This is a genomic window from Patulibacter ginsengiterrae, assembly GCF_056269115.1.
In genome coordinates this window covers 33775-56995 of sequence record NZ_JBWDOG010000011.1, presented here as the reverse complement: position 1 = coordinate 56995, position 23221 = coordinate 33775, and the positions used below count along the sequence as shown (strand labels likewise).

Here is a 23221-nt window from a genome sequence, read left to right as displayed (position 1 = left end):
CCCTTCGCCGGTCGACCACGGGCCGGCCGACCCTCCGGACCGCTCGCCGACCGGCCGGCACGCCGCCCCTTCGCGGGCCGGCTTCCGGCCCCTCCGAGAATTCTTTATCTCGGCGATTTGCAGGCCTTTCCTGCTCCGGCCCGGACCAACGGGTTGGTTCCGTCAGGAGCCTGCGTCATGGTGTCTTTCCGTCGCCCACGCGCCAAGCGCGAGGCGGGGGGATTCGAACTTCGCCCGGGCGGCCAGCGTCATGTTTCAGGACGCTGACCGACCTCCCGGGCCCAGTACCAGTTGAGCAACCCCAGAGGATCGTAGGCACGCATGGATTCGGCGAATTCGCCCCTCATCAGTGACCACCGCGCGGACCAGGCGCTGACCGTGCGTCGTCGGTTCACGGAGCCGGGCGTGCATCCGTTCGACGCGATCGAGTGGGAGCTGCGCGACGCCGTCATCGGCAACCCGGAGAACCCCGCCTTCCGCCAGGACAACGTCGAGTTCCCGAAGTCCTGGTCGCAGAACGCGACCAACATCGTCACCCAGAAGTACTTCCGCGGCCAGGTCGACACCCCCGCGCGTGAGACCTCGGTCCGCCAGATCATCGGCCGCGTGGCCGGCACGATCGCCGACTGGGGCCGCTCGCTCGCCTACTTCGCCACGACCGAGGACAGCGACGCCTTCGAGGCCGAGCTGACCTACATCCTGCTCAACCAGCTCGCCGCGTTCAACTCGCCGGTCTGGTTCAACGTCGGCTTCGAAGAGTCGCCGCAGTGCTCGGCCTGCTTCATCCTCTCGGTCGACGACTCGATGGACTCGATCCTCGAGTGGAACACCAAGGAAGGCCGGATCTTCCGCGGCGGCTCCGGCTCCGGGATCAACCTCTCCAACATCCGTGGCTCGATGGAGCCGCTGTCCAAGGGCGGCACGGCCTCGGGCCCCGTCTCCTTCATGCGCGGTGCCGACTCCTGGGCCGGCACGATCAAGTCCGGCGGCAAGACCCGGCGTGCGGCGAAGATGGTCGTCCTCGACGTCGACCATCCGGACATCCTGGAGTTCATCCAGTGCAAGGCCAAGGAGGAGGACAAGGCCGAGGCCCTGGCCAAGGCCGGCTTCGACATGTCGATCGACGGTGACGGCTTCACCTCGATCCAGTACCAGAACGCGAACAACTCGGTCCGCGTCTCCGACGAGTTCATGCAGGCCGTCGTCGACGGCGGCGAGTGGCAGACCACGCCCCGCAACCCCGACGCCCAGGAGGTCGTGACGCCGAAGTACCAGGCTCGCGAGGTCATGGACGAGATGGCCCGCGCCGCCTGGCGCTGCGCCGATCCGGGCATCCAGTACGACACGATCATCAACAAGTGGCACACCAGCCCGAACTCGGGCCGGATCAACGCGTCGAACCCGTGCTCGGAGTACATGCACGTCGACGACAGCGCCTGCAACCTGGCGTCGATCAACCTGATGAAGTTCCGTCGTGCCGACGGCACGATCGACGTCGACACCTTCGAGCACACCGTCGACGTGCTGCTGCTCGCGCAGGAGATCATCGTCGGGCCGTCGAGCTACCCGACCGAGCAGATCGGCGAGAACGCCCGCCGCTTCCGCCAGCTCGGCCTCGGCTACGCCAACCTCGGCGCGCTGCTGATGTCCAACGGCGTCCCGTACGACTCGGACAAGGGCCGCGCGACCGCCGCCGCGATCACCGCCCTGATGACCGGCCGCGGCTACCGCCGCTCGGCCGAGATCGCCGCCGCGATCGGCCCGTATGAGGCCTACGAGGAGAACCGCGAGCCGCACAACGCGGTCATGCGGATGCACCGCGACGCCTCCTACGAGATCGCCGACGACGCCGCCAACGACCAGCCGCTGCTCGACGCCGCGCGCCGCTCGTGGGACGACGCCGTCAAGCTCGGCGAGGAGCACGGCTACCGCAACGCCCAGGCGACGGTGCTGGCCCCGACCGGCACGATCTCCTTCCTGATGGACTGCGACACGACCGGCATCGAGCCGGACTTCTCGCTCGTCAAGTACAAGGAGCTCGTCGGCGGCGGCAACATGGTGATCGTCAACCGCACGGTGCCGCTGGCCCTGCAGGTCCTCGGGTACTCGCCCGAGGAAGTCGACCAGATCATCGCCTACACCAACGAGCACGGCACGATCGTCGGCGCCCCGGGGCTGCAGGACGAGCACCTCCCGGTCTTCGACGTCGCCGTCGGCGAGCGGGCGATCAGCCACATGGGCCACATCAAGATGATGGGCGCCACGCAGCCGTTCCTCTCGGGCGCGATCTCGAAGACGGTCAACATGCCGAAGACGGCGACCGTCGAGGACATCGCCGAGGCCTACACCGAGGCCTGGCGGCTCGGCGTCAAGGCGCTGGCCATCTACCGCGACGGCTCGAAGACGGCGCAGGCGCTGCGCACCGACGCCCAGGACGACGACGAGGTCGTCGCCGCGGTCGAGGTCGACCACCTGGTCGAGGAGGCCGTCAACAAGGCCGTGGCCGAGGCGGAGACCCGTCTGCGCCTGGAGCTGGGGCCGAAGCGGCGCCGGATGCCTCGTGAGCGCCAGTCGCTGACGCACAAGTTCTCGATCGGCGGCCAGGAGGGCTACCTGACCGCGGGCATGTACGAGGACGGCACGGTCGGCGAGATCTTCCTGACCGACATCGGCAAGGAGGGCTCGGCGGTCCGCGGGATGATGAACTCGTTCGCGACCTCGGTCTCGATCGCGCTCCAGTACGGCGTGCCGCTCGAGACGCTGGTCCGCAAGTTCGCCTACATGCGGTTCGAGCCGGAGGGGATCACCACCAACCCGGAGATCCCGTTCGCGAAGTCGATGCCGGACTACTTCATGCGCTGGCTCGCCAGCCGCTTCCTCGATCCGGAGATCCAGGAGGAGCTGGGCATCCGGACCGCCGCGGTCCGCAACCGCCAGCAGGCGTCCGAGGTCGTCACGACGGGCGACACCGCTGGTCCGAGCAACGGCGCTGCCGCCAGTGGCCCCGGCAAGCCCGCGTTGACGGCGGCGACCGACACCCCGCCGGTCGTTCCCGCGCGGATCACGACCAGCGGTCCGAGCATCGAGCTCGGCCCGGTCTGCGGCGACTGCGGCGGCATGATGCAGCGCACGGGCGCGTGCTACACCTGCTCCAGCTGCGGCAACAACACCGGCTGCGGTTGATCCGCGGCTGACGCCGGTGCGGTCCCGGCGGGACCGCACCGCCGAACGTCCTCCCCCTCGGGGACGCAACGAAGGGCCGCGCGAGCGGCCCTTCGCCGTTCTCGGGCTCGCGGCGGGCCTGCCGGCCGCGTGCCGGCACGACGCGAGCGGGAGACGGCGGCGGGAGACGGCGGGCGGGCGGGCGGCGGCGGGCGGCGGCGACACCTGCTGATGCGGATTTGCGTTGCCCACGAACGCAAATCCGCATCAGCTCCCGTCGAGAGGCTCGCCGCCGGTGCCGCTACGCTCGCTGTCGTGGCGATCATCTCCCTCAACGACGTCCGCGCGCTCTGCCGCGCCCTGCCGGACGCCACCGAGCGGGCCAGCCACGGGTCGCCGTCGTTCTTCGTCGGCAACGGGCGGATGTTCGCGACCTACGCCGACGACCACCATGGCGACGGCCGACTGGCGCTCTGGATCGCCGCCCCCGAGGGCGCGCAGGAGGCGATGATCGCGTCCGACCCCGACCAGTTCTTCCGTCCGCCGTACGTCGGCCACCGCGGGTGGCTCGGCGTGCACCTCGACCACGGGATCGATCGCGACCTGCTGGCCGAGCTGCTGGCCGACGCGTACGTCACCGCCGCCCCGCCCCGACGCGGACGGCTCGCCGGCGACGCTTGAGGCTCGGCCCCAGCCCCCGACCGAACGGTCGCGCTCGTTCTCTCAGCCTCGCTTCGGCTTCGGGGACGTGCGTCGAATCTGCTGGCGCAACTCCTCCTGCGTCATGTCGGTCCTTCTGACGACCCGGCCCGGCTGGATCACCAGCTGCCGTTCTCCGTCGGCGTCGAGCGGCCGGCGGTCGAAGCGCTCGAAGTCGACTTGGACGGCCATCGGCTGTGTCGCAGCCAACAGCCCGTTCCCCCGAGCACGGGCAGACGGCAAGAACTTCTGGATCGACCGCACCGGCTCGAAGTTCTTCGCGTCCACGAGGTAGGTCGTCTCACGAACCCCCCTGTACTTCCGGGACCCCTCCGTCTGGCGGCCGAACAGGACCCGTACCTGGCGACCAACGACGGTGCGTTCGCCGCGGTCGTGCAGCTGCCCGCTGGCCAGCATCCGCCGGATCGTGGTGACCGGATCACCGCCCCCGAGCTCGCGGTTCCCAATCGGGACGATCGACGCCGAGCCCGTCGGCGCATAGCCCCGGATCGTCTCGAGAGCACCGTGCTCGCGGATGTACGTCGTCGTCGTTCCGTCGGCGTAGGACAGTTCCTGCCGCCCAACGATCGCGCGGCCGTCGCGACCGAAGAGCCGACCGCACTTCGCCTCAGGGGCGGCGGGCCAGAGGACCACCCGCCACCGTCGCGGCTCGATCGCCTGCCAGACCTCGGTCGGCCCGCTTCTCGAGCATCCGTACGCGTCAGGCGTCACCTCGACCACGCCCTCCGCGGCCGTGCCGACCGACGACCGCACCACGTAGTGGAGCAGCTCCCCCCGCGGCGCCAACGCCGCCTCGGCCCGCGCGACGACGTCGACCGGACCGGCGCTCGGCGACGACGCGAGCACGATCACCGCCGCAGCCGCGGCCAGGCCGCCCGCCCCGACGAGGACCAGCGGACCTCGTCGCCGCGGTGCCCGCCGGCTGGCCGCCCGGCGCAGCTCGGCGCCGAACGCGTCGAGGTGCGCCGCATAGGCGTCGGTCCCGGCGGCGTCTTGCGTGGACGGGGACTGGTGTTCGTGCTGCTCGCTCATGACGACAGGGCCTCCTCGAGGACGATCGGATCCAGCACGCGACCGAGCGCCTGCAGCCCGCGCGAGACGCGGGCGCGGGCCGTCTGCTCGGTGATCGAGAGGCGCCGGGCGACCTCGGCGTAGTCGAGGTCGTCGACGACCCGCAGCTCGACGGCGCGACGGGTCTCCTCCCGCAGGGTCAGCAGTGCTCCGGCGACCTCGCGGCGGAGGTCGTCGAGGCCGGCCTGGCGCTCGATCTCCGCCAGCAGCGGCGGATCGACCGGTGGTCGCTCCAGGCCGACCCGGCGGACGGCGCGCTGCTCCGCGTACCCCCGCCGGAGATAGCGGGCGAACTGGCGGCGGGCGATCGCGTACAGCCACGCCGCCTGCTCCTCCTCCCCGTGCCCGCGGAAGCGCCGCCGACCGGCGACCGCCTGGGCGAAGGTCTCCGCCCAGAGGCCGAGCGCCGTCTCGGGATCCGCGGTCCGGCGCGCGAAGTACCGCAGCAGCTCGTCGCGATGGCGGACGTAGAGCGCGTCGAGATCGAGTTCGCGGGCCATCTGCTCCTCCAGTTCCACCGGCCCGGATTCTGTGACAGGGGTGGCTCAGGATCGCGCACCGCCGCCGGGGACGCGATCACACCCGTCGCCGCCGTCGGCACCGCCCGACCACCGGCACCGGCCCCGCGGACGGAGCCGGTCGCCCGCCGGCCGACCCGCCGCGTACGCTGCTCGCGTGATCCACCTGCGTATCGTCTCGCCACCCGTGCTGACGGACCCGACGCTGCAGGTGCTGGAGGACAGCCCGTCGGTGGTCAACCTGATCCTGCTGACCGACGCCGCCCGTGCCCCACGCGGGGACGTGCTCCTCTGCGACGTCGCCCGCGAGGACGCCAGCATCGTGCTCGCCGATCTCCGCGAGCTCGGACTCGACGACCAGGGGTCGATCGCGATCGAGGTCGTCGACGCGACCCGCTCGCGGGTCGCCCGCGAGGCGGTCAAGCGCGCCTCTGGGGACGAGGCCGACGCGGTCGTCTGGGAGACCGTCGAGCAGCGCACCTCGGAGGAGGCGTCGCTCTCGTGGTCGTACCTCGCGTTCATGGCCCTGGCCGCCGGGATCGCGGTCAGCGGCATCTTCACCAACAACCCGTTCCTGATCGTCGGCGCGATGGTCGTGTCCCCCGACTTCGGGCCGCTCGCCGGGACCTGCGTGGCGATCGTCGAGCGCCGCCGCGGCCTCGCGCTGCGCTCCCTCTCGGCGCTGCTCGCCGGCTTCGGGCTCGCGATCGTCGTAGCGACCGGGCTCGCGTGGGTGCTCGAGTGGAGCGGCGCGGTCCCGGACGCGTTCGATCCCGCCAAGGGCATCTCGAAGCTGATCGCCAGCCCGGACGTGTTCACCTTCATCGTCGCGGCCTGCGCCGGCGTCGCCGGGGTGCTCTCGCTGTCGACGGCGAAGTCCGGCGCGCTGATCGGCGTCCTGATCTCGGTCACCACGATCCCGGCTGCGGCCGAGGTCGGCACCTCGGCCGCGATCGGCTCGTGGGACCTGGCGGGCGGGGCCGCGCTCCAGCTCCTGGCCAACATCGTGACGCTGGTGATCGCCGGGACCCTGACGCTCGCGCTCCAGCGTGCCGGCTACGCCCGCCGCGCGGCCGAGCACCACCGGGCCAACGGGTCGGAACCGCGGATCGTCCGCTAGCGGCGGGGGCGCCGGCGGTTCCCCCGCTCCGCGGGAGCGCGAGGCAGCGGCCGGCGACGATCGCGTCTCGATGTCGGGTCGCGTCTCGATGTCGGGTCGCGTCTCGATGTCGGGTCGCATCTCGATGTCGCGTCGCGTCCCGGCGACTATGGGCGAGGCCCATCAACGATGCGCCCGGCCCATCACGCTCAGGAAGAGCTCCGTTCTCGGAGCGGAGCGTCCTCCGCCCCCTGGTGCACCCGAGTCGCCGCTCGTCCCGCCCCACCCCGATCGCCCCTGCGTCCGCCTGCCGGTCGCCGCCCCCGCCCCCTCGTCTGCGCCGAGGACGCCGGGCCGCCACCGGAGTCCTCCCGGCCTGCGCCTCCGACCGCCGCGAGTGGGACGCTTGAACGAACCGCGAACCGCGAACCGCCCGCCCTCCCCCGATGCCGACCACCGCCTTCAGCCTCTTCGAGACCCCGCTCGGCCCCTGCGCGATCGCCTGGAACGCGCGCGGGATCACCGGCGTCCAGCTGCCCGAGCCGGGCGAGCAGGCGCTGCGCCGCCGCGCCGCCCGGATCTGGCCCGATGCCGTGGAGGCCGCGCCGCCGCCCGCCGTCCAGCAGACGATCGACGAGATCGGCGGGCTCCTGCGCGGTGAGCCGCTCGACCTGCGGAGCGCGATCCTCGACGACCAGGACCTGGCCGACTTCGACCGCCGGGTCTACGCGATCAGCCGGGCGATCCCGCCCGGGCGCACGATCACCTACGGCGAGCTCGCCCGGCGACTGGAGGAACCCGGCGCCGCCCAGGCCGTCGGCCGCTCGCTCGGTCGCAATCCGTACCCGATCGTCGTCCCCTGCCACCGGATCGTCGGCGCCGATGGGCGGATGACGGGCTTCTCCGCCCCCGGTGGGACCGAGACCAAGCGGCGGCTGCTGGTGATCGAGGGCGCCTGGCAGTACGACCAGGCGTCGCTGTTCGACTGACGCCCGGGACGTCTACCGCTTCTGGAGATCCGACCCCTCGACGGCGAAGGCGCTCGACGTGCCGAGCGCCTTCGCCTCAGCGAGGCGGAACTCGACGCAGGTCAGCCGCCAGCACCTCGAAATGCGGCAGGTCTGCCCACGCCGCATAGTCGCCGATCACGTAGAGACGACGCTTCGCACGGCTTACCGCGACGTTCACGAGATTCGGTCGTTCCGCCGCCCAATCCTTCGCTCCGCTTCGCGTCGGATCACCGCCAAGCACGAGCACCACGATCTCGGCCTCCTTGCCCTGCGTCGTGTGGATCGTGCCGCTCCTCAGACCCTGGTGCGGTCCTTCGCGTGCGATCCGGCGCAGTTGCTGCGCGACATCCTTGAACGGGCTGATAGCGAAGACCTCGCCGAGGCTCTGCCGCTGGACGACGAGATATCGGAGAAGCTCGCGAAGGCGTGCGCCCTCGGCCCCAATCCAGTGGCCATCAGCCGTCGCTGGAGACGCCGGGACGTCGAGCCAGCAACTCTCCGGGAACTCGATGGCTTCACGTACCGGCGTGGCGTTAACCATCTGCCCGCGGTAGGCGACCGCGTTGACGATGCCGAACATCGGTTCATCGCAACGGCGGTGCACGTTGAGTGGAAAGCCGACCCAGAGCGGATCGTCTAGATCGCCACGCTCGGTGCCGAGCCTGGTCACCCGATCGGCCAGACGTTGCGCCGACGACGTCTGCGCTACCCAGCGATCGTGGAGGTCATGGTGCTGCCGCAGTGCATGCTGAACGCCCACAGGCACGGTCAGGATCGGTTCCAGCTGGAGCGGATCTCCGACGACAACGGCGCGGCGGGTCCGCCACAGCGCTCCGACCGCTTGCTGAGGGGTCGCCTGCCCCGCCTCGTCTACCAACAGCCAACCCAGTGCCTCGCGATCGAGTTCACGAAAGAGCCGCGGTAGCGAAGCGAAGGTCGTGCTGATGACCGGCACGACCAGGAACAGGCACTGCCAGGCCGCCCGGACGGTTGCGGGTTCCAGGTTGCGCGCCCGCCCCTGGAGCAGGTCCATCGCCGTCCGCAAGCCGCCGAGCATCTGCTTCGGAGCGCCGAGCACGAAGGCCCGGTGCAGCTCCAGCGCGGCGAGGAAGACCCTGGTGCGAGCGGCGTTCCAGACCGGGTCCGTCCACGGCGATCGACGCTCGCGCTGCTCTCGGTCGCTCCACCAATCGGCGTCGGGTACGACGATGCCGCGACCCTTCAACGCCTCCAGGTTCCCCTTCACGGCCGCAACCGCCGAGGCCGCCTGCTCGCGACGGTCCGATGCATTCTGATGCGTCTTGCGTAGCTCGGCGAGGGCGCCCTCGTGGTCGTCGAGCGCGGCCTGTGCGGCGTCGAACGCCGCTTCCGCACCGCGAATGGCCTCGGCGTACTCCCGACCCGTCCGTTGCCAGTCACGGAACGCGCCGCCCAACGACATCACGATCTCGCAGCAGCTCGGGCGGTTCTCCCGGTGCGTAGCTCGGCGCTCGACGGCGCGCTCAAGGTCTCGGGCCGCCCGCCGGAGCGTGGTCCGTGCACCCTGCAGCTCAGCTTGACCCTCCGCGATGTCCACCTCAGCGTCGTGCACTGCGCGGTCCGAGGCCGCCAGGGCACGCTCGTACGCCGGCAACGCGCACAGCCCTTGATAGCTGGCTTCGCGCTCCTCCCGCAGATGCCGCTCGGCAGTGGACGCCGCGTTGAACGCGTCCACCGCCTCCGCCCATCCCCGCCGGTTCGATGACCTCATCGCCCGCTGCAGGAGCATGAACAGACCATCCGACGGCTCCGAGGCAAGCGGACCAGATTCGCCTCCGGGGCTCCCGGCCGTCGGGTTTCGGTCGGTCGCTTCGTACCCCGCCCACCAGAAGGCCTTGGCGAACCGGCGGCGATTGCCCATGTTCCCCAGACGAGCCGCCAGCAAGCCCCATGCCTGGACCGACGCGCCGCCCTGCGCGCCGGCCGACGCAGTCTCCCGGGGCTCCGTACTCGCCCGAAGCACTTCCGTGGCCAGAGCTGCGTAGTAGTCAGCCTCGCCGTGCCAGCCTTCGTCGATCGCCGCAATCGACGGGATCTCGGCCGTGACGTTCTCTGCCGCCGTGTTCGTGGCGCAAGCGAGCACAAGCTCGAACCCCACGAACCGGTCGTCGAGTTGAAAGACCTCGACAGGCCGTCCGCGCTCGGGTTTCCACCGATACTGCTCGACGAACGCCGCCGTCGGGTCCGGCAGCTCTGCCATTCGCTCGGCCCGTCGCACGACGAGTCCCGCCACGAGGTCCCGCAGCAGTGTCGTCTTGCCGGTTCCCGGCGGCCCGTTGACACCGACCACACCCGCGCCCTCGCTCAACTCCCCGATGATCGAGTTGACCGCAACCTGCTGGCCCAGGGCGAGATCGTGTGCGTCGCTACTCGGCCAGCGACCAGCGGGGACCCTGCTCGGCGACGCCGCAGCGCCGACCGTGGCCGCGTCCCGATCGACATCGACCCGTTCGCGCTGGAGCAGATCGTCGTCTTCCGACAGGTACTGAGCGAGCGCCGCTCCGCAGTCTCCGAGCGCAACCGCGTCCGCCACAGCGCCTAGATCGTCGGCGATGAAGCTGTTCAGCATCGTCAGCTCGTCCGCACCGTGCCGGGCCGATGTCGTGACCCTCGTACTGCTCACGCGGTCCACGCCGAGACCGATTCGGGGACTGACGGTGAGGGCGGCGAATGCCTCGTTGCGACAGCGGCGCAGAGTCGCCACGTCGAGCGGGCGGCCGACCTCGAGCTCTTCCTTCTTGAACAGCTCGGCGACACGCTCGTCCCCCGGTTCCGGCGCCGCCACCTGGCGGAACGCCTCCCCGAAGGCCGATTCGACTTCGTCGAACCCCTCCAGCCATCCCGCCGCATCAGGACCGGGCACGAGTGAGCGCGATATTGCCCAGGCGCAGCTCGACAACGTCTCGCTGCCGAAGATCGGGCGGCCGTCCGCGGTCACTGCAAAGGACAGGATCGCTGCGTCTCTTCCGCGCACTGTCCCGGGCGCTTCCCGATCGGGAGGGAAGACCTCGTCGAGGATCCCGAATGCCTGCCGCAACGAGAAGACTCCGACATAGAACACGTGCCGCCACTCCTCCGTCGGACGCCGACGCTCACGGGCGAGCGGATGCAGCGGATCCCACGGCAATCGATCCTCGGCCTTGACGTCGATGACGTGTCGCGCCCCGTCGCGACGCGGGATCTCCGTGACCTCGAATCGTTCGACTGCCTGCCACGAACGCAGAATCGATGAACGCCGAGCGTCCTCCGTCTGAGGCACTCGAACTAGTCGGTAGAGAGACGGGACCGGGACATACGCGCGCCCAAACCTACCGAGATCGGATCAGCACCAGAAGCGGCGAACTGCCCGGAGGCCGGGTCATTGCGTGTGGCGGCCCTCCCGTCGCCCCGCGATACCCTCGCTGGGATGCTCGACCTCCAGCTCGACGACCTCCGTTCCTGGTTCGGGTTCGGGGTCGCCGGCAACTTCGCCGGTCACCTCGAGCAGGCGGGCGAGGCGAACGACTTCGTCAACGTGACCGCCGCGACCGCCGAGGCGCCGAAGGGGATCTTCCCCTTCTACGTGCCCGGCGGGACCAGCTTCCTCGGGCGCTTTCCGCTGACCCACGACCGGATCGCCAAGCCCCACTCCGCCGACGGCCCGGTCAACCTCCAGATCGAGCCGGAGGTCGGGCTCGTCTGCCGCGTCGCCTACGCCGCCGACGGCACGGTCGAGCGCCTCGCGCCGGTCGCGCTCGGGGCGTTCAACGACTGCTCGATCCGCCGGCCGGGGGCCGCCAAGATCAGCGAGAAGAAGAACTGGGGACCGGACTCCAAGGGCGTCGCCCGGTCGCTGTTCGGGATCGACGACCTCGGTCCCGACGGGCCGACGGCGAGCTTCCGGCTGGCGAGCTTCCTCCGCCGCGCCGGCGAGACCCACGCCTACGGGATCGACAGCCCGCTGCCCGGCTACTCCTACTACGGCGAGCAGCTGCTGACGTGGATGGTCGACCGGCTCCGTCACCAGTCCGGCTCGCCCGCGACCCCGTTGGAGCCGGTCGGGGAGTACCTGACCGCGGCGGGCCGGCCGGACACGGTCCTGGTCGGGATCGGCGCCACCCGCTACACGCCGTTCGGCGCCTCGACCTACCTCGACGCCGGCGACGAGTCGCTGGTCGTCGTCTACGACGAGCGGACCAGCAGTCCGGCGCAGGTCGCGGACGCCGTTCGCGACGGCCACGAGGGCCAGCTGGGCGCCTCGGTCCTGCGACAGACCGTCTACGACACGGGCGTCTGAGCGAGCAGCGGCGGCGACGGTTCCCGGACGCAGCCCCCGGCACCCGTAGAATCAGGCGGTGCTGCGCCTCCTGGGCAACGTCATCTGGCTCGTCTTCGGTGGGTTCTGGCTCGCCCTCGGCTACCTGCTCGCGGCGCTGATCTGCTTCATCCTGATCATCACGATCCCGTTCGGGTTCGCCTCGCTGCGGATCGCCGGATTCGCGCTCTGGCCGTTCGGTCGCACGCTCGAGCGCCGGCCCGGCGTCCGTCCGCTCTCGACCCTCGGCAACGTGCTCTGGTTCATCCTCTGCGGCTGGTGGCTCGCGCTGATGCACCTGATCACCGGCATCGCCCAGTGCCTGACGATCATCGGGATCCCGCTCGGCCTGGCCAACTTCAAGCTGATCCCGGTCTCGCTGACGCCGCTGGGGCGCGAGATCGTCGACGTCGACGTTGCCAACGGCACCATTCCGCGACTGGGTTGACCGGCCGTCTCGCCGAGCCCCGCGGACCGGCGCGGGCCGCGGCTCACTCTTCGGCGAAGGCCCGGACGCCCGTCCGCACCAGGTCGACCAGCGGCGCGTGCAGCGCCCGCAGACCGTCGATGTCTCCGGCCGCCACCCGCGCGGTGACCATCGAGCTGATCGCCGCCACCAGCGCCTCGCAGGCGAACCGCTGCCGCTCGGTCTCGACCCCGAGCAGGTCACCCAGCAGATCGACGAACCCGGCCTGCAACGCGGCCCGTTGGGCCAGCGCCTCGGGGCCGGCCGCGTAGACCTCGACCAGGAAGACCCGGGCGAACGCCGGCTCGTCGGCGAGCGCGTCGAGGTAGGCCCGCAGCACCCGATCGACCCGCTCGCCCCGGCTCCCCGTCGCCGCCCGGACGCCCGCGACCCGGTCGAGCAGGATCTCGACCGCGGCCTCGTAGGCGTGAGCGAAGCACCGCTCCTTCGAACCGAACTGCTGGTAGAAGGTCTCGCGCGAGACGCCCGCCCGCCGCAGGATCTCGGCGACCGGCGTGCCCGCGTAGCCGCTCTCGACCATCGCGTCGGCCATCGCCCGCAGGATCCGGGCGCGCTGGTCGCCGGCGACCTGCTCGCGGGTCAGCCGGTGCCGGCCCCGCGGCAGCCGCTCGGGGCCGGACGGCAGCCGTTCGGGGTCCTCCGGACGGCCTCCGTCAAGCACGGCGGGTGCGGCGCCGGGGGCGATCGGTCTCGATCCGCAGGGTCGTGATCACGGTCGCCAGCATCTCGTAGTGGCCGACCAGCAGGCAGAGCTCGATCGCCTCGCGCTCGTCGAGCTGCAGGCGCAGGGCCGCCCACTCGTCGTCGTCGAGGTCGCGGGCGGCCACCAGCCGGTCGGTGGCGGCGATCAAGGCACCCTCGCGGGGCGCCCACCCGACGGCGTCGGGGCCGGCCACGACCCGCGCGACGTCGTCGGCCGTGACCCCGGACCGACGCCCGAGCCGCACGTGGTGCTCGAACTCGTACTCCGAGCCCCGCAGGTGCGCGACCCGCAGGATCACCAGCTCCGTCTCGCGCCGCGGGAGCAGCCCGCCCGGCATCAACCTCCCAGCGAACCGCAGCCAGCCGCGGAACAGCCGCCGGTGGCGCCCGAGCGTGAGGAACAGGTTCGGCGGGTTCGTTCCCGTGACCAGCCCGGAGACCTGGGCGAGCGCCCAGACCGGGAGCCCGATCTCGCGCCGCCCGCCGGGGGACACGCGGGGCCGGACGGCCGCCGCCTCCGGGGTCGTCGCCTCGGTCGTCGCCGGGCCGTTGCTCATGCCCCGTTCCCGGTCGTGCTCCCGGTGGCCACCGGCTCGGGCCGCGGCTCGGCCGGCGTCGCCTCGGGCTGCGGGGTCGTGAACTCGACCGACTCGTCGCGCGCGATCCGGACCGCTTCCGCCACGCCGCGGCGCAGGCGCAGCTCGATCACGCGGTTGGCGATCGCGCGCACCGCGAGCACCGGCGTGACCCAGCGGGGGGCCACGATCCGCCGGTCGCGGCGGGCGATCCCGTGCTCGATCGCGTCGATCGCGGGGCCCAGCGGCGAGACGCCGGAGAGCGACAGCTGCCCGAGCGCGGTGCGGGCGGCCTCGGTGTCGAAGCCGCGGCTGGTCATCTCGGTGTCGAGCTCGGCGTAGTAGGCGATCCCGACCCGCGCCCCGGTGTGGTGGAGCTCCTGCCGGAGGGTGTTGCCGAGCGCTTCGACCGCCGCCTTCGACGCGCTGTAGGCGCCCATCAGCGGGAGGTGGATCGCCGCCGCCAGCGACGAGGTCACCAGCGCGTAGCCGCCCGCGTGGCTGATGTGCGGACCGGCGGCGCGGAGCACGTAGTACGTCCCCAGGACGTTGACGCGCAGCGTCTGCTCGAGGACCACCGGATCGCCGCCGACCAGCGCCAGCTGACGCCCGATCCCCGCGTTGGCGACGACGACGTCGAGGCCGCCCAGGGCCTCGGTCAGCTCGGCCACGGCGGATTCGACCTGGGCGCGGTCGCCGACGTCGCAGACCCGCCACGGGGCGTTGCCGCAGTCCGCCGCGACCTCCGCCAGCCGTTCGGGCTCGAGCCCGGCCAGGGCCACCCGGGCGCCCCGCTCGTGGAGCCGACGGGCGAGCGCCGCGCCGATCCCGCGGGCTGCCCCCGTGATCAGGACCCGGCGGCCGGTCAGGGACGGGGAGCTGGTGCGACGCATGCCAGGACGGTAGCATCCACGAACAGTCCTGTTCGCAAATCACCACGACGACTCCGGGGACCCCGTTCCGCCTTCGTCCGGCCCCGCGGACTGTGAGATCGAACACCCGTTGGGCCGGGCGGAGGGGTCCTGTGTGGGCGCTCACCCAGTTGGACAACGGGACGACCTAGGTTGTCCCTATGTACAAGTCGTCTCACGGGTACCTCTACTCCACCACCGGCCTTCGCCCGTTCGGCCTCGCCTTCTCGGACGCCACCGGCGCACGCGCCGGCCGCCCGCAGGGCCCCACCAACCTCGAGATCGAGCTGGCCGAAGTCGAGCGCCGCCACATCGAGGCCCGCCGCACCGAGCGCCACGCCGCCAAGGCCACCCGCCCCGTTCGCTCGCGCCTCGCGCGGCTGATCTCCGCCAGCTAGCACCGACGCGGGCCGCACTGCCCGCGTGAGTCCGGCGGGCCGTCGAAGCCCGCCGTCCGACGTGGGCCGCACTGCCCACGTCCCCCTGGCGCCGTCAGCTCCCTGACGCGCCCTCCGCCCGGCCGACGACCACACCCCGGTCCGTCGCCGGCCCCGCGTGACCACCCGCCGCTCGGCTCAGGCCGCGCGCGCCGTCCGCCGCCCCGCCCGGTAGCCAGCCAGGCCGACCGCCAGCGCCGCCGCCAACGTGGTCGCCAGCACCAGCTCGGCCGGCCCGATCGCGGGCGACTGGGGCACCGTCACCGACGTGCCTCTCCGCAGCGCGAGGCGTCCAGCCGGCCGTCGGGGATCCGTCCCGTCCGCGACGAGGCCGTCGCCGGGACGCGCCGGGAACGTGCCTCCGCACCGGACGCCCCGGCGGTCGGAGCGGGACCGAGCGCGCCCAGGATCCCGAGCAGCGAGCCCGCGTGACGGGAGTCGGACGAGCTCGAACGGGTGAACAGGCCGGGGATCTGCGTCATGGGTGGAACTCTGATCGTCAGACGCCCGTTCCACCATGGGGAATCCCCCCTGATCCACCCCCAGGGTTCCCCTAGAAGGGCCTCCACCCGGAAGTGCCGGCGCGCGCACCACGCCACGCGAGCCGCACCCGCGCGGCTGGTCCTCAGAGCCCGGCGACCCGCTCCACGCCGGCGGCGGTCAACGCCCAGCGGCCGTCGTCGAGCCGCGCGACGTAGCCCTGCTCGACGAGGCTCTCGAGGTTCAGCGGGGTCCGCATGTCACCGCGACCCCGGCCGATCGCCTCGTCGACGTCGGCGGTCGCGACCCCGACGCCGGCGGCACCGCCGGTCAGCCGGCCGAGCGCGATGGTGACGTGGACGAGGTCGCGCTGGCTCATCGACCGATCCTCGCAGGCCGGTCGCTCCGCGTCGACGAGGCGGAACCGTCGGGCCGGAGCGGCCGGAGACCGCCCACGGTCAGGCCGCGTCCGCCCCGACCACCGCGACTCAGTGGTCGCCGTCCTCCTGGATCTGCTCCAGCAGGTGGGGCAGCATGTCGTAGAAGACGTCGACCTGGTCCTCGGGGACCGAGATCTTCACGCCCTCGAAGTGGGAGTGGTCGCCGTGGATCCGGATCTGCGGCGTCACGGTCGCGCCGGCGATCACGTAGAACGGCACGTACGAGAAGTACGCGAGCCCCTCGAACTCCTCCGGCTCGAGGCCGCTCGCCTCGAGGATCGTGCGGAACCGGTCGTCGAACTCGGCGGACCCGATGGTGAGGGAGGCAATCTGCTTCATGCCCCCAGTCTGACGATCATGGCGCTCGCCCCGCCCCCGCGGTCGGTCAGCGCCGGCCCGCGAGGCCGGAACCCGCGGCGCGCGAAGCCCGTGCGGGACGCGAGGCGCTCCGCCGGCCGCCGGCCCGCCCGGCATCCTTGGTCGGGCATGGACACCGCCGACCTGCGCACCCTGCTCGCGGCCCACCCCGCCGTGGCGATCACCCCCTGGCACGGCCGCCCGGGAACCCTCTGCGTGCGCGTCGGGGACCTCACCCGGATCGCCTCCGACGCCGGCCACCAGGTCGACGACGCCGAGATCGAACGACTGGTGGCCGCGCTCGACGGCCAGCGGCTGCTGCTGGTCGACCCCGCCAGCCGCGGAGGGACCCCGACGGCCGGCCGCGGTCGCTCCGGCGGACGGGCGGGCAAGCCGACCGCGAAGGCCCGCGCGAAGGCGGCCAAGCAGCTCGACGACCTCGCGGTCTACGAGCTCCCGGCGCGGGCCTTCCGCGCCCCGTAGGACGCCCGGCCCCGCCGGCCTCCTCCGAACGTCCATCCGGCCCGCGAACGGGCCGCCCGGCCGTCCATCGGCCTAGACGACTCGCCCTCGCGCGAGTACGGTCGGGCAGTGACGACGGGGGATCATGGTGGGCAGCAGTGGCTCGCTACGGAGCGCTACGTGTTCCTCGTCAAGTCCGTCACCCGACTACTGGCGCATCACGATCCGATCGGGATCGTCAACGGCAATCCGCGGGCTCGCGACGAGTACGATCTCGAGGCCGGTCAGATCGTGCGGCTCGTGCTGCGCGACGCCACCACGGCCGCCGATGCCGCACGGATCGTCGACGAGGTCTTCGACTACTACTTCGCCGGAGTCCCGCGCCACGATCTGCGAGCGGTCTCGGTCGCCGTCTGGGAGGCGTGCGGGGTCCATTCCTCGCCGACCGAGCCCTGACCCGAGGAGCCGTCCGTGACCGATCCGCTCGCCACCGTCGAGGCCGTCAGCCGCAACCCGGTCCACGACATCAGCAAGGCCGTGATCCCCAGCATCACCCTGGTCGAGGGCCTCGGGGTCGACGGCGACGCCCACTTCGGACGGACGGTCCAGCACCGCTCGCGGGCGCGCAAGTACCCCGACATGCTGAACCTGCGCCAGGTGCACCTGATCCACGCGGAGCTGCACGACGAGCTGCGGGAGCGGGGCATGCCCGTCGCCCCGGGCGAGATGGGCGAGAACGTCACGACCCGAGGGATCGAGCTGTTGACGCTCCCGCTGGGGACCGTCCTACGCCTGGGCGACACCGCCGTGATCGAGCTGGCCGGGCTGCGCAACCCCTGCAGCCAGCTCGAAGCCCTGCACCCCGGACTGATGGAGGCGAACCTCGACCGCGACGAGGACGGCGAGCTCGTCCGCAAGAGCGGCGTGATGGCGGTCGTCCTGACCGGCGGGGTGGTCCGCGCCGGTGACCCGATCCGGGCCGAGCTGCCCGACGCCCCACACCAACCGCTGCTGCCCGTCTGAGCGACCGCGCGCGACCCTAGGCGTCCGGGGTGCCCTCGGTGGCGCGCCCGAAGCGGCCCGCGAGACTGCGGACCTCCGCCACGAACTCGGGCGGCTCGAGCGCGGTGAACTCGACGCCGATGGTGGCGATGTAGATCGCGAGACCACCGAGCCAGCCCGCCCCGGCCAGCAGCACGCAGGACTCGTCGTCGCGCGGCTCGAGCACGCCGTACTGGGCCGGGACCTTCTCCTGCATCTCGGCCAGCGGCGCGTGCAGGATCACCCGCGCGCGGAACCGCTCGCGGGTCGCGGCCATGCTGCGGGTGACGTAGGCGACCAGGTCCTGATCCGGTGGGGGACGGTGGGCGAACCGCTTGCCGGTGGTGAGCTTGGAGGTGATCCGGTCGACCCGGAAGGTCCGCCAGTCCTCACGGGTCGTGTCCCACGCGACCAGGTACCAGCGTCCCCAGTGGTGCACCAGCCGGTGCGGCTCGACCAGCCGCCGGCTGGGGGTGCCGTCGTAGGCCCCGTAGCCGAACCGGAGCTGCTCGCGGTCGCGACAGGCGCCGGCGATCGCGGACAGCACGTCCGAGTCGACCGACGGCTGCATCCCGGGGATCGGGACGGTGTACGAGTGGACGGCCGAGACCCGCCGCCGCAGTGCCGGGGGCAGCATCTGCTCGAGCTTGGTCAGCGCCCGCACCGAGGCCTCCTCGATCCCGCGGACCGTGCCCCCGGCGGCGGTCCGCAGGCCCACGGCGACGGCGACCGCCTCCTCGTCGTCGAGCAGCAGCGGCGGCAGCTCGGTGCCCGCCCCGAGCCGGTAGCCGCCGGCCACGCCCGGGGCGGCGTTGACCGGGTACCCGAGCGAGCGCAGCTTCTCGATGTCGCGACGGATCGTGCGCGGGGTGATCTCCAGCCGCTCGGCCAGCTGCGCGCCGGTCCAGTCGCGGTGCAGTTGCAGCAGCGACAGGAGGCGGAGGAGGCGGGCGGAGGTCTCGAGCATGGGCGGTGCGATCGTCGTGCGGCGGTCCGGAGGCCCGCGTCGGATCCCGAGGATGACAGCGATTGCGGACCACTTCTGTCCGCGATCAGCCGGCCCGACCCGGCACGCCCAACTGGCCGTCGGCGGACAGGCCGGATGGCCGACCGAGACACCGGCGTCTTCCAAATCGCTTCGGCATGTGTCTTAGGCGTCCCTTATTCGGCCTCCCTAATTCGATACGGTCTGCTCGTGCTCATCGCTCGATCCCCCGCGCGCCGGCCGCCGCTTCCCGTGCTGCTCGGCACCGCCGCGCTCGTCGCCGGCCTGCCCGCCACCACCGCCAGCGCCGCCGCCCCGTCCTCCCCCGCCACACCACGCGCCGCCGCTCCCGCCGGCGCCTGGACGGGGACGACGACCGTCAGCCTCCGGGCCGACGCCGCCCGTCGCCTCGGCGTCGGCCGCCTCCGCGTCGCCGCCGTCGGCGACGCGTCCGGCCGCGGCCGAAGCTTCCGGCTCGCGGTGACCGGTGGCACGGGCGGCGCCGCGCTCCGCGCCCAGCACGCCCGTACGGCCGGCCTGCGGCTCACCAGCGCTCGCCGCTCGCTCAAGATCACCGACCTGCGCCTGACCGCCGGCAAGCGCGGCCAGCTCAGCGGCCGCATCGACGGCGGACCGCCCCGCGCCCTCTTCGGCCTCGGCAAGGCGACCGCGACCCGCACCGGCGCCGGCTGGCGGCTGCGCGCGTCCGCGCTCTCCCCCACCGCCAGCGGCGCCCGTGCCCTCCGCAAGGCGCTCGGCGGCCGCCGGATCGGCACCCAGCCGATCGGAACGGTCGAGACCCGCCTGACGCCGGCCCCGGCGCGCGACAGCGTCGCTCCTGCCCCGGTCGCCACCCCGATCCCGGCCCCCGTCGCCCCCACCACTCCGGCCCCGACGGTCCCGACGCCGGTCCCGCCGACCGACCCGTTGCCGCCGCTGCCGCCGACCCCCGACAGCGCCTGGAGGATCGCGGGGCTCGACGCCCGCGACCTGACCGCCAACGGCGTCACCGAATGGGCGATCCGCGGCTCGTGGCTGCGCTACCTCAACGCCGGCAAGGGCTCGGTCGTCACCAGCGGCGTCGAGCAGGTCGACGGGGGCACCTACGGCTTCCCCGCACGCGGCGGCAGCTACGCCCCGACCAGCGGCTGGGACCTCACCCACGGCGGCAGCGTGACGTTCCTCTACCCGGGCCACGGGATCGAGATCTCGCTCGCCGACCCGCAGGTGATCCTCGGGCCGACGCCGCGGCTGAGCGTCGTCCTCACCAACCGCAGCAACGCCTCGGGCGTCCCGATCGGCGACGGCGGGGCCAGCACCGGCGACGGCCAGCCGCGGCGGGTCGACTTCGGCACGCTCGACCTGAGTGCGGCCACCCCGACCGTCTCCGGCACGACCGTGAGCTGGGAGCGCGTGCCCGTGCTGCTGACGGCCACCGGTGCCGAGCCGTTCCTCGCCTACAAGGCCGGCGAGGCGTTCGGCTCGATCAGCGTCCGGGCGTCGACGCTCTCCGCCCGCTGACGGCTCCCCGAACGCGGCGGCGGCCGGCCGGCCGCCGCCGAACGCGTCCGCCGCCGCCCGCCGCCCGAACCGGCGGGCACCCGACCCGCCCGTCGCCCCGCCCGCCACCGTGGCCGGGGCGGACGGACGAGCACCACTTCCCCCGAGACCCCTTCCCCGAGGACCCATGACCGCTTCCCCGACACGCACCCGCGTGGCCCGCCCCCGTGCCCTCCGCCGCCCCGCGGCGGTCCTGATCCCGCTCGCCACGACCGCCGCGCTGGCGCTGGCCCCGAACGCCCACGCCGCCGGCTGGCAGACCCCGCAGGACCTGACCACCACCGACCGTGACGGGCTCGCCGCCCAGGTCGCCGTCGCCGCCGACGGCACCGCCCTCGCCGTCTGGGTCCGCAGCACCGACGACGCGATCGGCGCCGCCGTGGTGGAGACCGCGACCCGCCCGCGCGGGGGCCGCTGGAGCGCGCCGCGCGCCGTCTCCGCCGACGACGGCCAGCGGGTCGCCGAGCCGCAGATCGCCGTCAACGACGCCGGTGACGCCGCCGTCACCTGGCTCGAGTCCCGCGACGGCACGACCAAGACCAACAGCGCCCGGGTCGCCACCCGCGACCACGAGGACGGCAGCTGGTCGGCGCCGGCCACGGTCTCGACCGCCGGCACGGTCGCCGACGACGCGCGAGTCGCGGTCGACGGCAGCGGCCGCGCGACCGTCGCCTGGACGATCCCGGCCGAGACCGCGACCGGCGGCAGCGGCGCCACGCTCCTGACCGCCAGCCGCACGGCGACCGGATCCTGGCGGCGAACCGCCGTCGTCGACGCCGGCCGGTCCAACCTCGGCTACCCCGACCTCGCCGTCGACGCCACCGGCAACGCGACGATCGCCTGGATCCAGCGGGACGCCGAGTACGCGGTCCATGCCGCCTCGCGCCCTGCCGGCACCACCAGTTGGGGAACCGACGAGCTGCTGTCGACCGTCGACGGCTACTCGCTGTTCCCGAAGGTCGCGACCGGACCCGGCGGTCGCGCCAGCGTCGTCTGGGCGACCCGGATCCCCGATCCCCAGTACGCGCTCTACGAGGTCCAGCTCGCCGATCGTCCCGCCGCCGACGCCGCGTTCGGCGCGTTCTCGGTGATCTCGGCTCCCGGCGGCCGGCCGAACCTCTTCGGCAACTCCAACAGCCCGGTGATCGACACCGACGCCAGCGGGGCCACCACGGTCGCCTGGATCCGCGGCGAGCGGCGCCCGCTGACCGGCGGCGGCGACGAGCGGATCGACACGATCCAGGCCGCGACCCGCCCCGCGGGCGGCGGCTTCGGCCCGATCGCCGACCTCGCCGAGGAGCCGACCAACGTGCAGCGGGCGGTCGCGCTCGGCGTCGGTGACGGCGGCCACGCGACGGTTCTCTGGCCGGGCTACGTCGACGCCACCAAGGCCAAGAAGATCGTCCGGGCCGCCTCCCGCACGGGCTCCGGCTGGGCACCGGCGCTGACGCTCTCGCGCCCCGGCGGCCCGCTCGGCTCCGGCCTGACCTGGACGCCGCAGGTCGCGGTCGCCCCGAGCGGTGACGCGACGGCGATCTGGGACATCGACGATCCGACCGCGGCGAAGGTCGTGCAGGCCAGCGAACAGCCGGTCGACCGCCCCACCCCCGTCGTTCCCGACCCGGCCGCGCCGGCCCCCGGTCCGGTCGCCCCACCGATCGCTCCGGCTCCGCTGGTCGCCGTCCCGGGGGCCACGCCGAAGGCCCCGAGCGGTGGCGCCGCCGCGCGGGTGCGTCTCGCCCGGACCGCGCTGACCGCCGACCGCCGCGGCCGCACGACCGTGAGCGTCGGCTGCCCGGCCGGCGACTCGTGCCGGGTGCGGGTCAGCGTCCGCCGCAGTGGCCGGCTGCTCGTCCGCCGGACCGTGACCGTCACGGCCGGGAGGACCCGCTCGGTCGCGTTCACCGCCCCCGCCAGCGTCCGCCCGTCGCTCGCCCGCGGAGCGACCGTGCGTCTGCGGGTCTCGCTCGCCCAGTCCGACCGCGGCCGCAGCGTGACGACCACGCGCACGCTGACCCTGCGTCGCGCGCGCTGAGCCGCTCGGTGGCGGCTGGCGGCCCGGCCGCGTAGCGTCCAGGGCATGCCCGACCAGGAGCTGGTGCCCTTCCCGACCACGGGCCGGGTGCACGAGACGACGCTTCGCGTCGGCCCCGGCGCGACCACCCCGCTCGGGCGGGCCCGGCTCGACGCGCTCGTCGACTGGCTCCAGCAGGTCGCCTACGAGGACGTGCTCGACGCCGGCCTCGAAGCGGAGTCGCTCTGGCTCGCGCGGCGCACCCGACTCGAGATCGCCCGCTTCCCCGCCTTCGGCGAGCGGCTGACCGTCCGGACGGCGTGCAGCGGGATCGGCGCGCTGGTCGCCGAGCGGCGGACCAGCTTCGCCGGCGACCTCGGCGCGGCGATCGAGGCGACGGCGCTGTGGGTCCCGCTCGACCCGGAGACGCTGCGCCCGCGCAAGACCCCGCGCTTCCTCGCCGTCTACGGCCCGTCGGCCGGCGACCACAAGGTCCGCGCCGGGCTCCGCCATCCCCAGCCGCCGGCCGACGCCCCGTCGTCCCCCTGGCGGTTCGTCGCGGCCGACCTCGACGTCGCGGCGCACGTCAACAACGCCGCCTACTGGCGAGCGATCGAGGACGAGCTGGGATCGCTGACCGCGACGACCCCACTGACCGTCGAGCTGGAGCACCACACCCCCGCCTTCGTCGGCGCGGCCCGGCTCGTCCGCGACGGCCACCGCCGCTGGCTGACCGACCCCGACGGGCAGGTCTTCGCGTCGGCGCTGCTCGGCGACGCCTGACCGCCGCGGCCCGCTGGGCCCCTCCCCACGAGGCCTCGTCGGCGTCCGCGCCGCACCCGAATCCGGCTGGGAGA

At 73.0% G+C, this 23221-nt stretch carries 24 protein-coding genes; 13 read left to right on the top strand and 11 right to left on the bottom strand.

All coding sequences use genetic code 11. The features are described 5' to 3' along the window. Positions 1-321: 321 nt before the first annotated feature. Together ACVUH9_RS14990 and ACVUH9_RS14985 are read left to right on the top strand one after the other, a co-directional pair. On the top strand, positions 322-3183 hold the full coding sequence (locus ACVUH9_RS14990; protein ID WP_475758271.1) for a vitamin B12-dependent ribonucleotide reductase: 2862 nt from the start codon (positions 322-324) through the stop codon (positions 3181-3183). A gap of 294 nt (positions 3184-3477) precedes the next feature. Further along, a complete protein-coding gene (locus ACVUH9_RS14985) occupies positions 3478-3843 on the top strand; it encodes an MmcQ/YjbR family DNA-binding protein (protein WP_475758269.1) in 366 nt (121 codons plus the stop codon). Positions 3844-3885: 42 nt separating this feature from the next. Here the strand turns inward: ACVUH9_RS14985 and ACVUH9_RS14980 are convergent, their stop codons facing one another. After that, positions 3886-4914, bottom strand: coding sequence for a hypothetical protein (locus ACVUH9_RS14980; protein WP_475758267.1), 1029 nt, complete (start codon positions 4912-4914; stop codon positions 3886-3888). Beyond that, positions 4911-5471: an RNA polymerase sigma factor gene (locus tag ACVUH9_RS14975; protein WP_475758265.1), complete on the bottom strand. Its 561-nt coding sequence runs from the start codon at positions 5469-5471 to the stop codon at positions 4911-4913. Before ACVUH9_RS14975 ends, ACVUH9_RS14980 begins: the two co-directional genes overlap by 4 nt. Positions 5472-5628: 157 nt before the next feature. Here ACVUH9_RS14975 and ACVUH9_RS14970 point away from each other — a divergent pair, with 157 nt between their 5' ends. Together ACVUH9_RS14970 and ACVUH9_RS14965 are read left to right on the top strand one after the other, a co-directional pair. After that, complete coding sequence (locus tag ACVUH9_RS14970; RefSeq protein ID WP_475758263.1) at positions 5629-6591, top strand: DUF389 domain-containing protein; 963 nt, start codon at positions 5629-5631, stop codon at positions 6589-6591. Positions 6592-7016: 425 nt separating this feature from the next. After that, on the top strand, positions 7017-7559 hold the full coding sequence (locus ACVUH9_RS14965; RefSeq protein WP_475758261.1) for a methylated-DNA--[protein]-cysteine S-methyltransferase: 543 nt from the start codon (positions 7017-7019) through the stop codon (positions 7557-7559). 76 nt (positions 7560-7635) lie between these two features. Here the strand turns inward: ACVUH9_RS14965 and ACVUH9_RS14960 are convergent, their stop codons facing one another. Further along, the gene (locus ACVUH9_RS14960) at positions 7636-10878 is read right to left on the bottom strand and encodes a DEAD/DEAH box helicase (protein ID WP_475758259.1); all 3243 of its coding nucleotides are present in this window, start codon (positions 10876-10878) and stop codon (positions 7636-7638) included. Positions 10879-11025: 147 nt separating this feature from the next. Here ACVUH9_RS14960 and ACVUH9_RS14955 point away from each other — a divergent pair, with 147 nt between their 5' ends. Further along, positions 11026-11895 (top strand): DUF5718 family protein, encoded by an 870-nt coding sequence (locus tag ACVUH9_RS14955; RefSeq protein WP_475758257.1) that lies wholly within the window; start codon positions 11026-11028, stop codon positions 11893-11895. 61 nt (positions 11896-11956) lie between these two features. Continuing rightward, positions 11957-12361 carry a YccF domain-containing protein gene (locus tag ACVUH9_RS14950; protein WP_475758422.1) on the top strand — a complete coding sequence of 135 codons (405 nt, stop codon included), beginning with the start codon at positions 11957-11959 and terminating at the stop codon, positions 12359-12361. Positions 12362-12404: 43 nt separating this feature from the next. On the opposite strand, the gene ACVUH9_RS14945 is transcribed toward ACVUH9_RS14950, so the two are convergent. The 3 genes from ACVUH9_RS14945 to ACVUH9_RS14935 are packed head-to-tail and all read right to left on the bottom strand — an operon-like array spanning position 12405 to position 14570. Beyond that, positions 12405-13061: a TetR/AcrR family transcriptional regulator gene (locus ACVUH9_RS14945; RefSeq protein WP_475758255.1), complete on the bottom strand. Its 657-nt coding sequence runs from the start codon at positions 13059-13061 to the stop codon at positions 12405-12407. Then, positions 13054-13659 carry a carboxymuconolactone decarboxylase family protein gene (locus ACVUH9_RS14940; protein ID WP_475758254.1) on the bottom strand — a complete coding sequence of 202 codons (606 nt, stop codon included), beginning with the start codon at positions 13657-13659 and terminating at the stop codon, positions 13054-13056. Before ACVUH9_RS14940 ends, ACVUH9_RS14945 begins: the two co-directional genes overlap by 8 nt. Then, a complete protein-coding gene (locus ACVUH9_RS14935; protein WP_475758252.1) occupies positions 13656-14570 on the bottom strand; it encodes an SDR family NAD(P)-dependent oxidoreductase in 915 nt (304 codons plus the stop codon). The genes ACVUH9_RS14940 and ACVUH9_RS14935 overlap by 4 nt, the downstream gene beginning before the upstream one ends. Before the next feature lie 179 nt (positions 14571-14749). Between ACVUH9_RS14935 and ACVUH9_RS14930 the strand changes: the two genes are divergently transcribed. After that, a complete protein-coding gene (locus ACVUH9_RS14930) occupies positions 14750-14986 on the top strand; it encodes a hypothetical protein (RefSeq protein ID WP_475758250.1) in 237 nt (78 codons plus the stop codon). A 177-nt stretch (positions 14987-15163) separates the two neighbouring features. Here the strand turns inward: ACVUH9_RS14930 and ACVUH9_RS14925 are convergent, their stop codons facing one another. From ACVUH9_RS14925 to ACVUH9_RS14910, 4 genes are all read right to left on the bottom strand, one after another. Beyond that, a complete protein-coding gene (locus ACVUH9_RS14925; RefSeq protein WP_475758248.1) occupies positions 15164-15289 on the bottom strand; it encodes a hypothetical protein in 126 nt (41 codons plus the stop codon). Next, entirely contained in the window at positions 15286-15507 is a 222-nt protein-coding gene (locus ACVUH9_RS14920; protein ID WP_475758246.1) for a hypothetical protein, read from the bottom strand. Before ACVUH9_RS14920 ends, ACVUH9_RS14925 begins: the two co-directional genes overlap by 4 nt. Before the next feature lie 143 nt (positions 15508-15650). After that, positions 15651-15884: a hypothetical protein gene (locus ACVUH9_RS14915; RefSeq protein WP_475758244.1), complete on the bottom strand. Its 234-nt coding sequence runs from the start codon at positions 15882-15884 to the stop codon at positions 15651-15653. A 109-nt stretch (positions 15885-15993) separates the two neighbouring features. Beyond that, positions 15994-16284, bottom strand: a complete 291-nt coding sequence (locus tag ACVUH9_RS14910) for a hypothetical protein (protein ID WP_475758242.1) — start codon at positions 16282-16284, stop codon at positions 15994-15996. Positions 16285-16431: 147 nt separating this feature from the next. Here ACVUH9_RS14910 and ACVUH9_RS14905 point away from each other — a divergent pair, with 147 nt between their 5' ends. The 3 genes from ACVUH9_RS14905 (at position 16432) to ACVUH9_RS14895 (ending at position 17787) form a co-directional block, all read left to right on the top strand. Next, positions 16432-16785: a hypothetical protein gene (locus ACVUH9_RS14905; protein WP_475758240.1), complete on the top strand. Its 354-nt coding sequence runs from the start codon at positions 16432-16434 to the stop codon at positions 16783-16785. A gap of 108 nt (positions 16786-16893) precedes the next feature. Continuing rightward, positions 16894-17220 (top strand): hypothetical protein, encoded by a 327-nt coding sequence (locus ACVUH9_RS14900; protein WP_475758239.1) that lies wholly within the window; start codon positions 16894-16896, stop codon positions 17218-17220. Positions 17221-17235: 15 nt separating this feature from the next. After that, on the top strand, positions 17236-17787 hold the full coding sequence (locus ACVUH9_RS14895; protein WP_475758237.1) for an MOSC domain-containing protein: 552 nt from the start codon (positions 17236-17238) through the stop codon (positions 17785-17787). 16 nt (positions 17788-17803) lie between these two features. Here ACVUH9_RS14895 and ACVUH9_RS14890 read toward each other — a convergent pair whose 3' ends face one another. Next, the gene (locus ACVUH9_RS14890) at positions 17804-18772 is read right to left on the bottom strand and encodes a helix-turn-helix transcriptional regulator (RefSeq protein WP_475758235.1); all 969 of its coding nucleotides are present in this window, start codon (positions 18770-18772) and stop codon (positions 17804-17806) included. Positions 18773-19000: 228 nt separating this feature from the next. On the opposite strand from ACVUH9_RS14890, the gene ACVUH9_RS14885 reads away from it, so the two are divergent. From ACVUH9_RS14885 to ACVUH9_RS14875, 3 genes are all read left to right on the top strand, one after another. Further along, positions 19001-20311 carry an HtaA domain-containing protein gene (locus tag ACVUH9_RS14885; RefSeq protein WP_475758233.1) on the top strand — a complete coding sequence of 437 codons (1311 nt, stop codon included), beginning with the start codon at positions 19001-19003 and terminating at the stop codon, positions 20309-20311. Positions 20312-20504: 193 nt separating this feature from the next. Beyond that, complete coding sequence (locus tag ACVUH9_RS14880; RefSeq protein WP_475758231.1) at positions 20505-22385, top strand: hypothetical protein; 1881 nt, start codon at positions 20505-20507, stop codon at positions 22383-22385. A gap of 45 nt (positions 22386-22430) precedes the next feature. Beyond that, the gene (locus tag ACVUH9_RS14875) at positions 22431-23147 is read left to right on the top strand and encodes an acyl-ACP thioesterase domain-containing protein (protein ID WP_475758230.1); all 717 of its coding nucleotides are present in this window, start codon (positions 22431-22433) and stop codon (positions 23145-23147) included. Positions 23148-23221 lie beyond the last annotated feature (74 nt).

Bases quoted from the DNA above. Each gene is read 5' to 3' on its own strand.
- ACVUH9_RS14965 (WP_475758261.1), top strand. From the start codon at position 7,017: ATGCCGACCACCGCCTTCAGCCTCTTCGAGACCCCGCTCGGCCCCTGC.
- ACVUH9_RS14910 (WP_475758242.1), bottom strand. From the start codon at position 16,284: ATGAAGCAGATTGCCTCCCTCACCATCGGGTCCGCCGAGTTCGACGAC.
- ACVUH9_RS14940 (WP_475758254.1), bottom strand. From the start codon at position 13,659: ATGAGCAACGGCCCGGCGACGACCGAGGCGACGACCCCGGAGGCGGCG.
- ACVUH9_RS14935 (WP_475758252.1), bottom strand. From the start codon at position 14,570: ATGCGTCGCACCAGCTCCCCGTCCCTGACCGGCCGCCGGGTCCTGATC.
- ACVUH9_RS14930 (WP_475758250.1), top strand. From the start codon at position 14,750: ATGTACAAGTCGTCTCACGGGTACCTCTACTCCACCACCGGCCTTCGC.
- ACVUH9_RS14915 (WP_475758244.1), bottom strand. From the start codon at position 15,884: ATGAGCCAGCGCGACCTCGTCCACGTCACCATCGCGCTCGGCCGGCTG.
- ACVUH9_RS14890 (WP_475758235.1), bottom strand. From the start codon at position 18,772: ATGCTCGAGACCTCCGCCCGCCTCCTCCGCCTCCTGTCGCTGCTGCAA.
- ACVUH9_RS14905 (WP_475758240.1), top strand. From the start codon at position 16,432: ATGGACACCGCCGACCTGCGCACCCTGCTCGCGGCCCACCCCGCCGTG.
- ACVUH9_RS14920 (WP_475758246.1), bottom strand. From the start codon at position 15,507: ATGACGCAGATCCCCGGCCTGTTCACCCGTTCGAGCTCGTCCGACTCC.
- ACVUH9_RS14875 (WP_475758230.1), top strand. From the start codon at position 22,431: ATGCCCGACCAGGAGCTGGTGCCCTTCCCGACCACGGGCCGGGTGCAC.
- ACVUH9_RS14955 (WP_475758257.1), top strand. From the start codon at position 11,026: ATGCTCGACCTCCAGCTCGACGACCTCCGTTCCTGGTTCGGGTTCGGG.
- ACVUH9_RS14980 (WP_475758267.1), bottom strand. From the start codon at position 4,914: ATGAGCGAGCAGCACGAACACCAGTCCCCGTCCACGCAAGACGCCGCC.
- ACVUH9_RS14990 (WP_475758271.1), top strand. From the start codon at position 322: ATGGATTCGGCGAATTCGCCCCTCATCAGTGACCACCGCGCGGACCAG.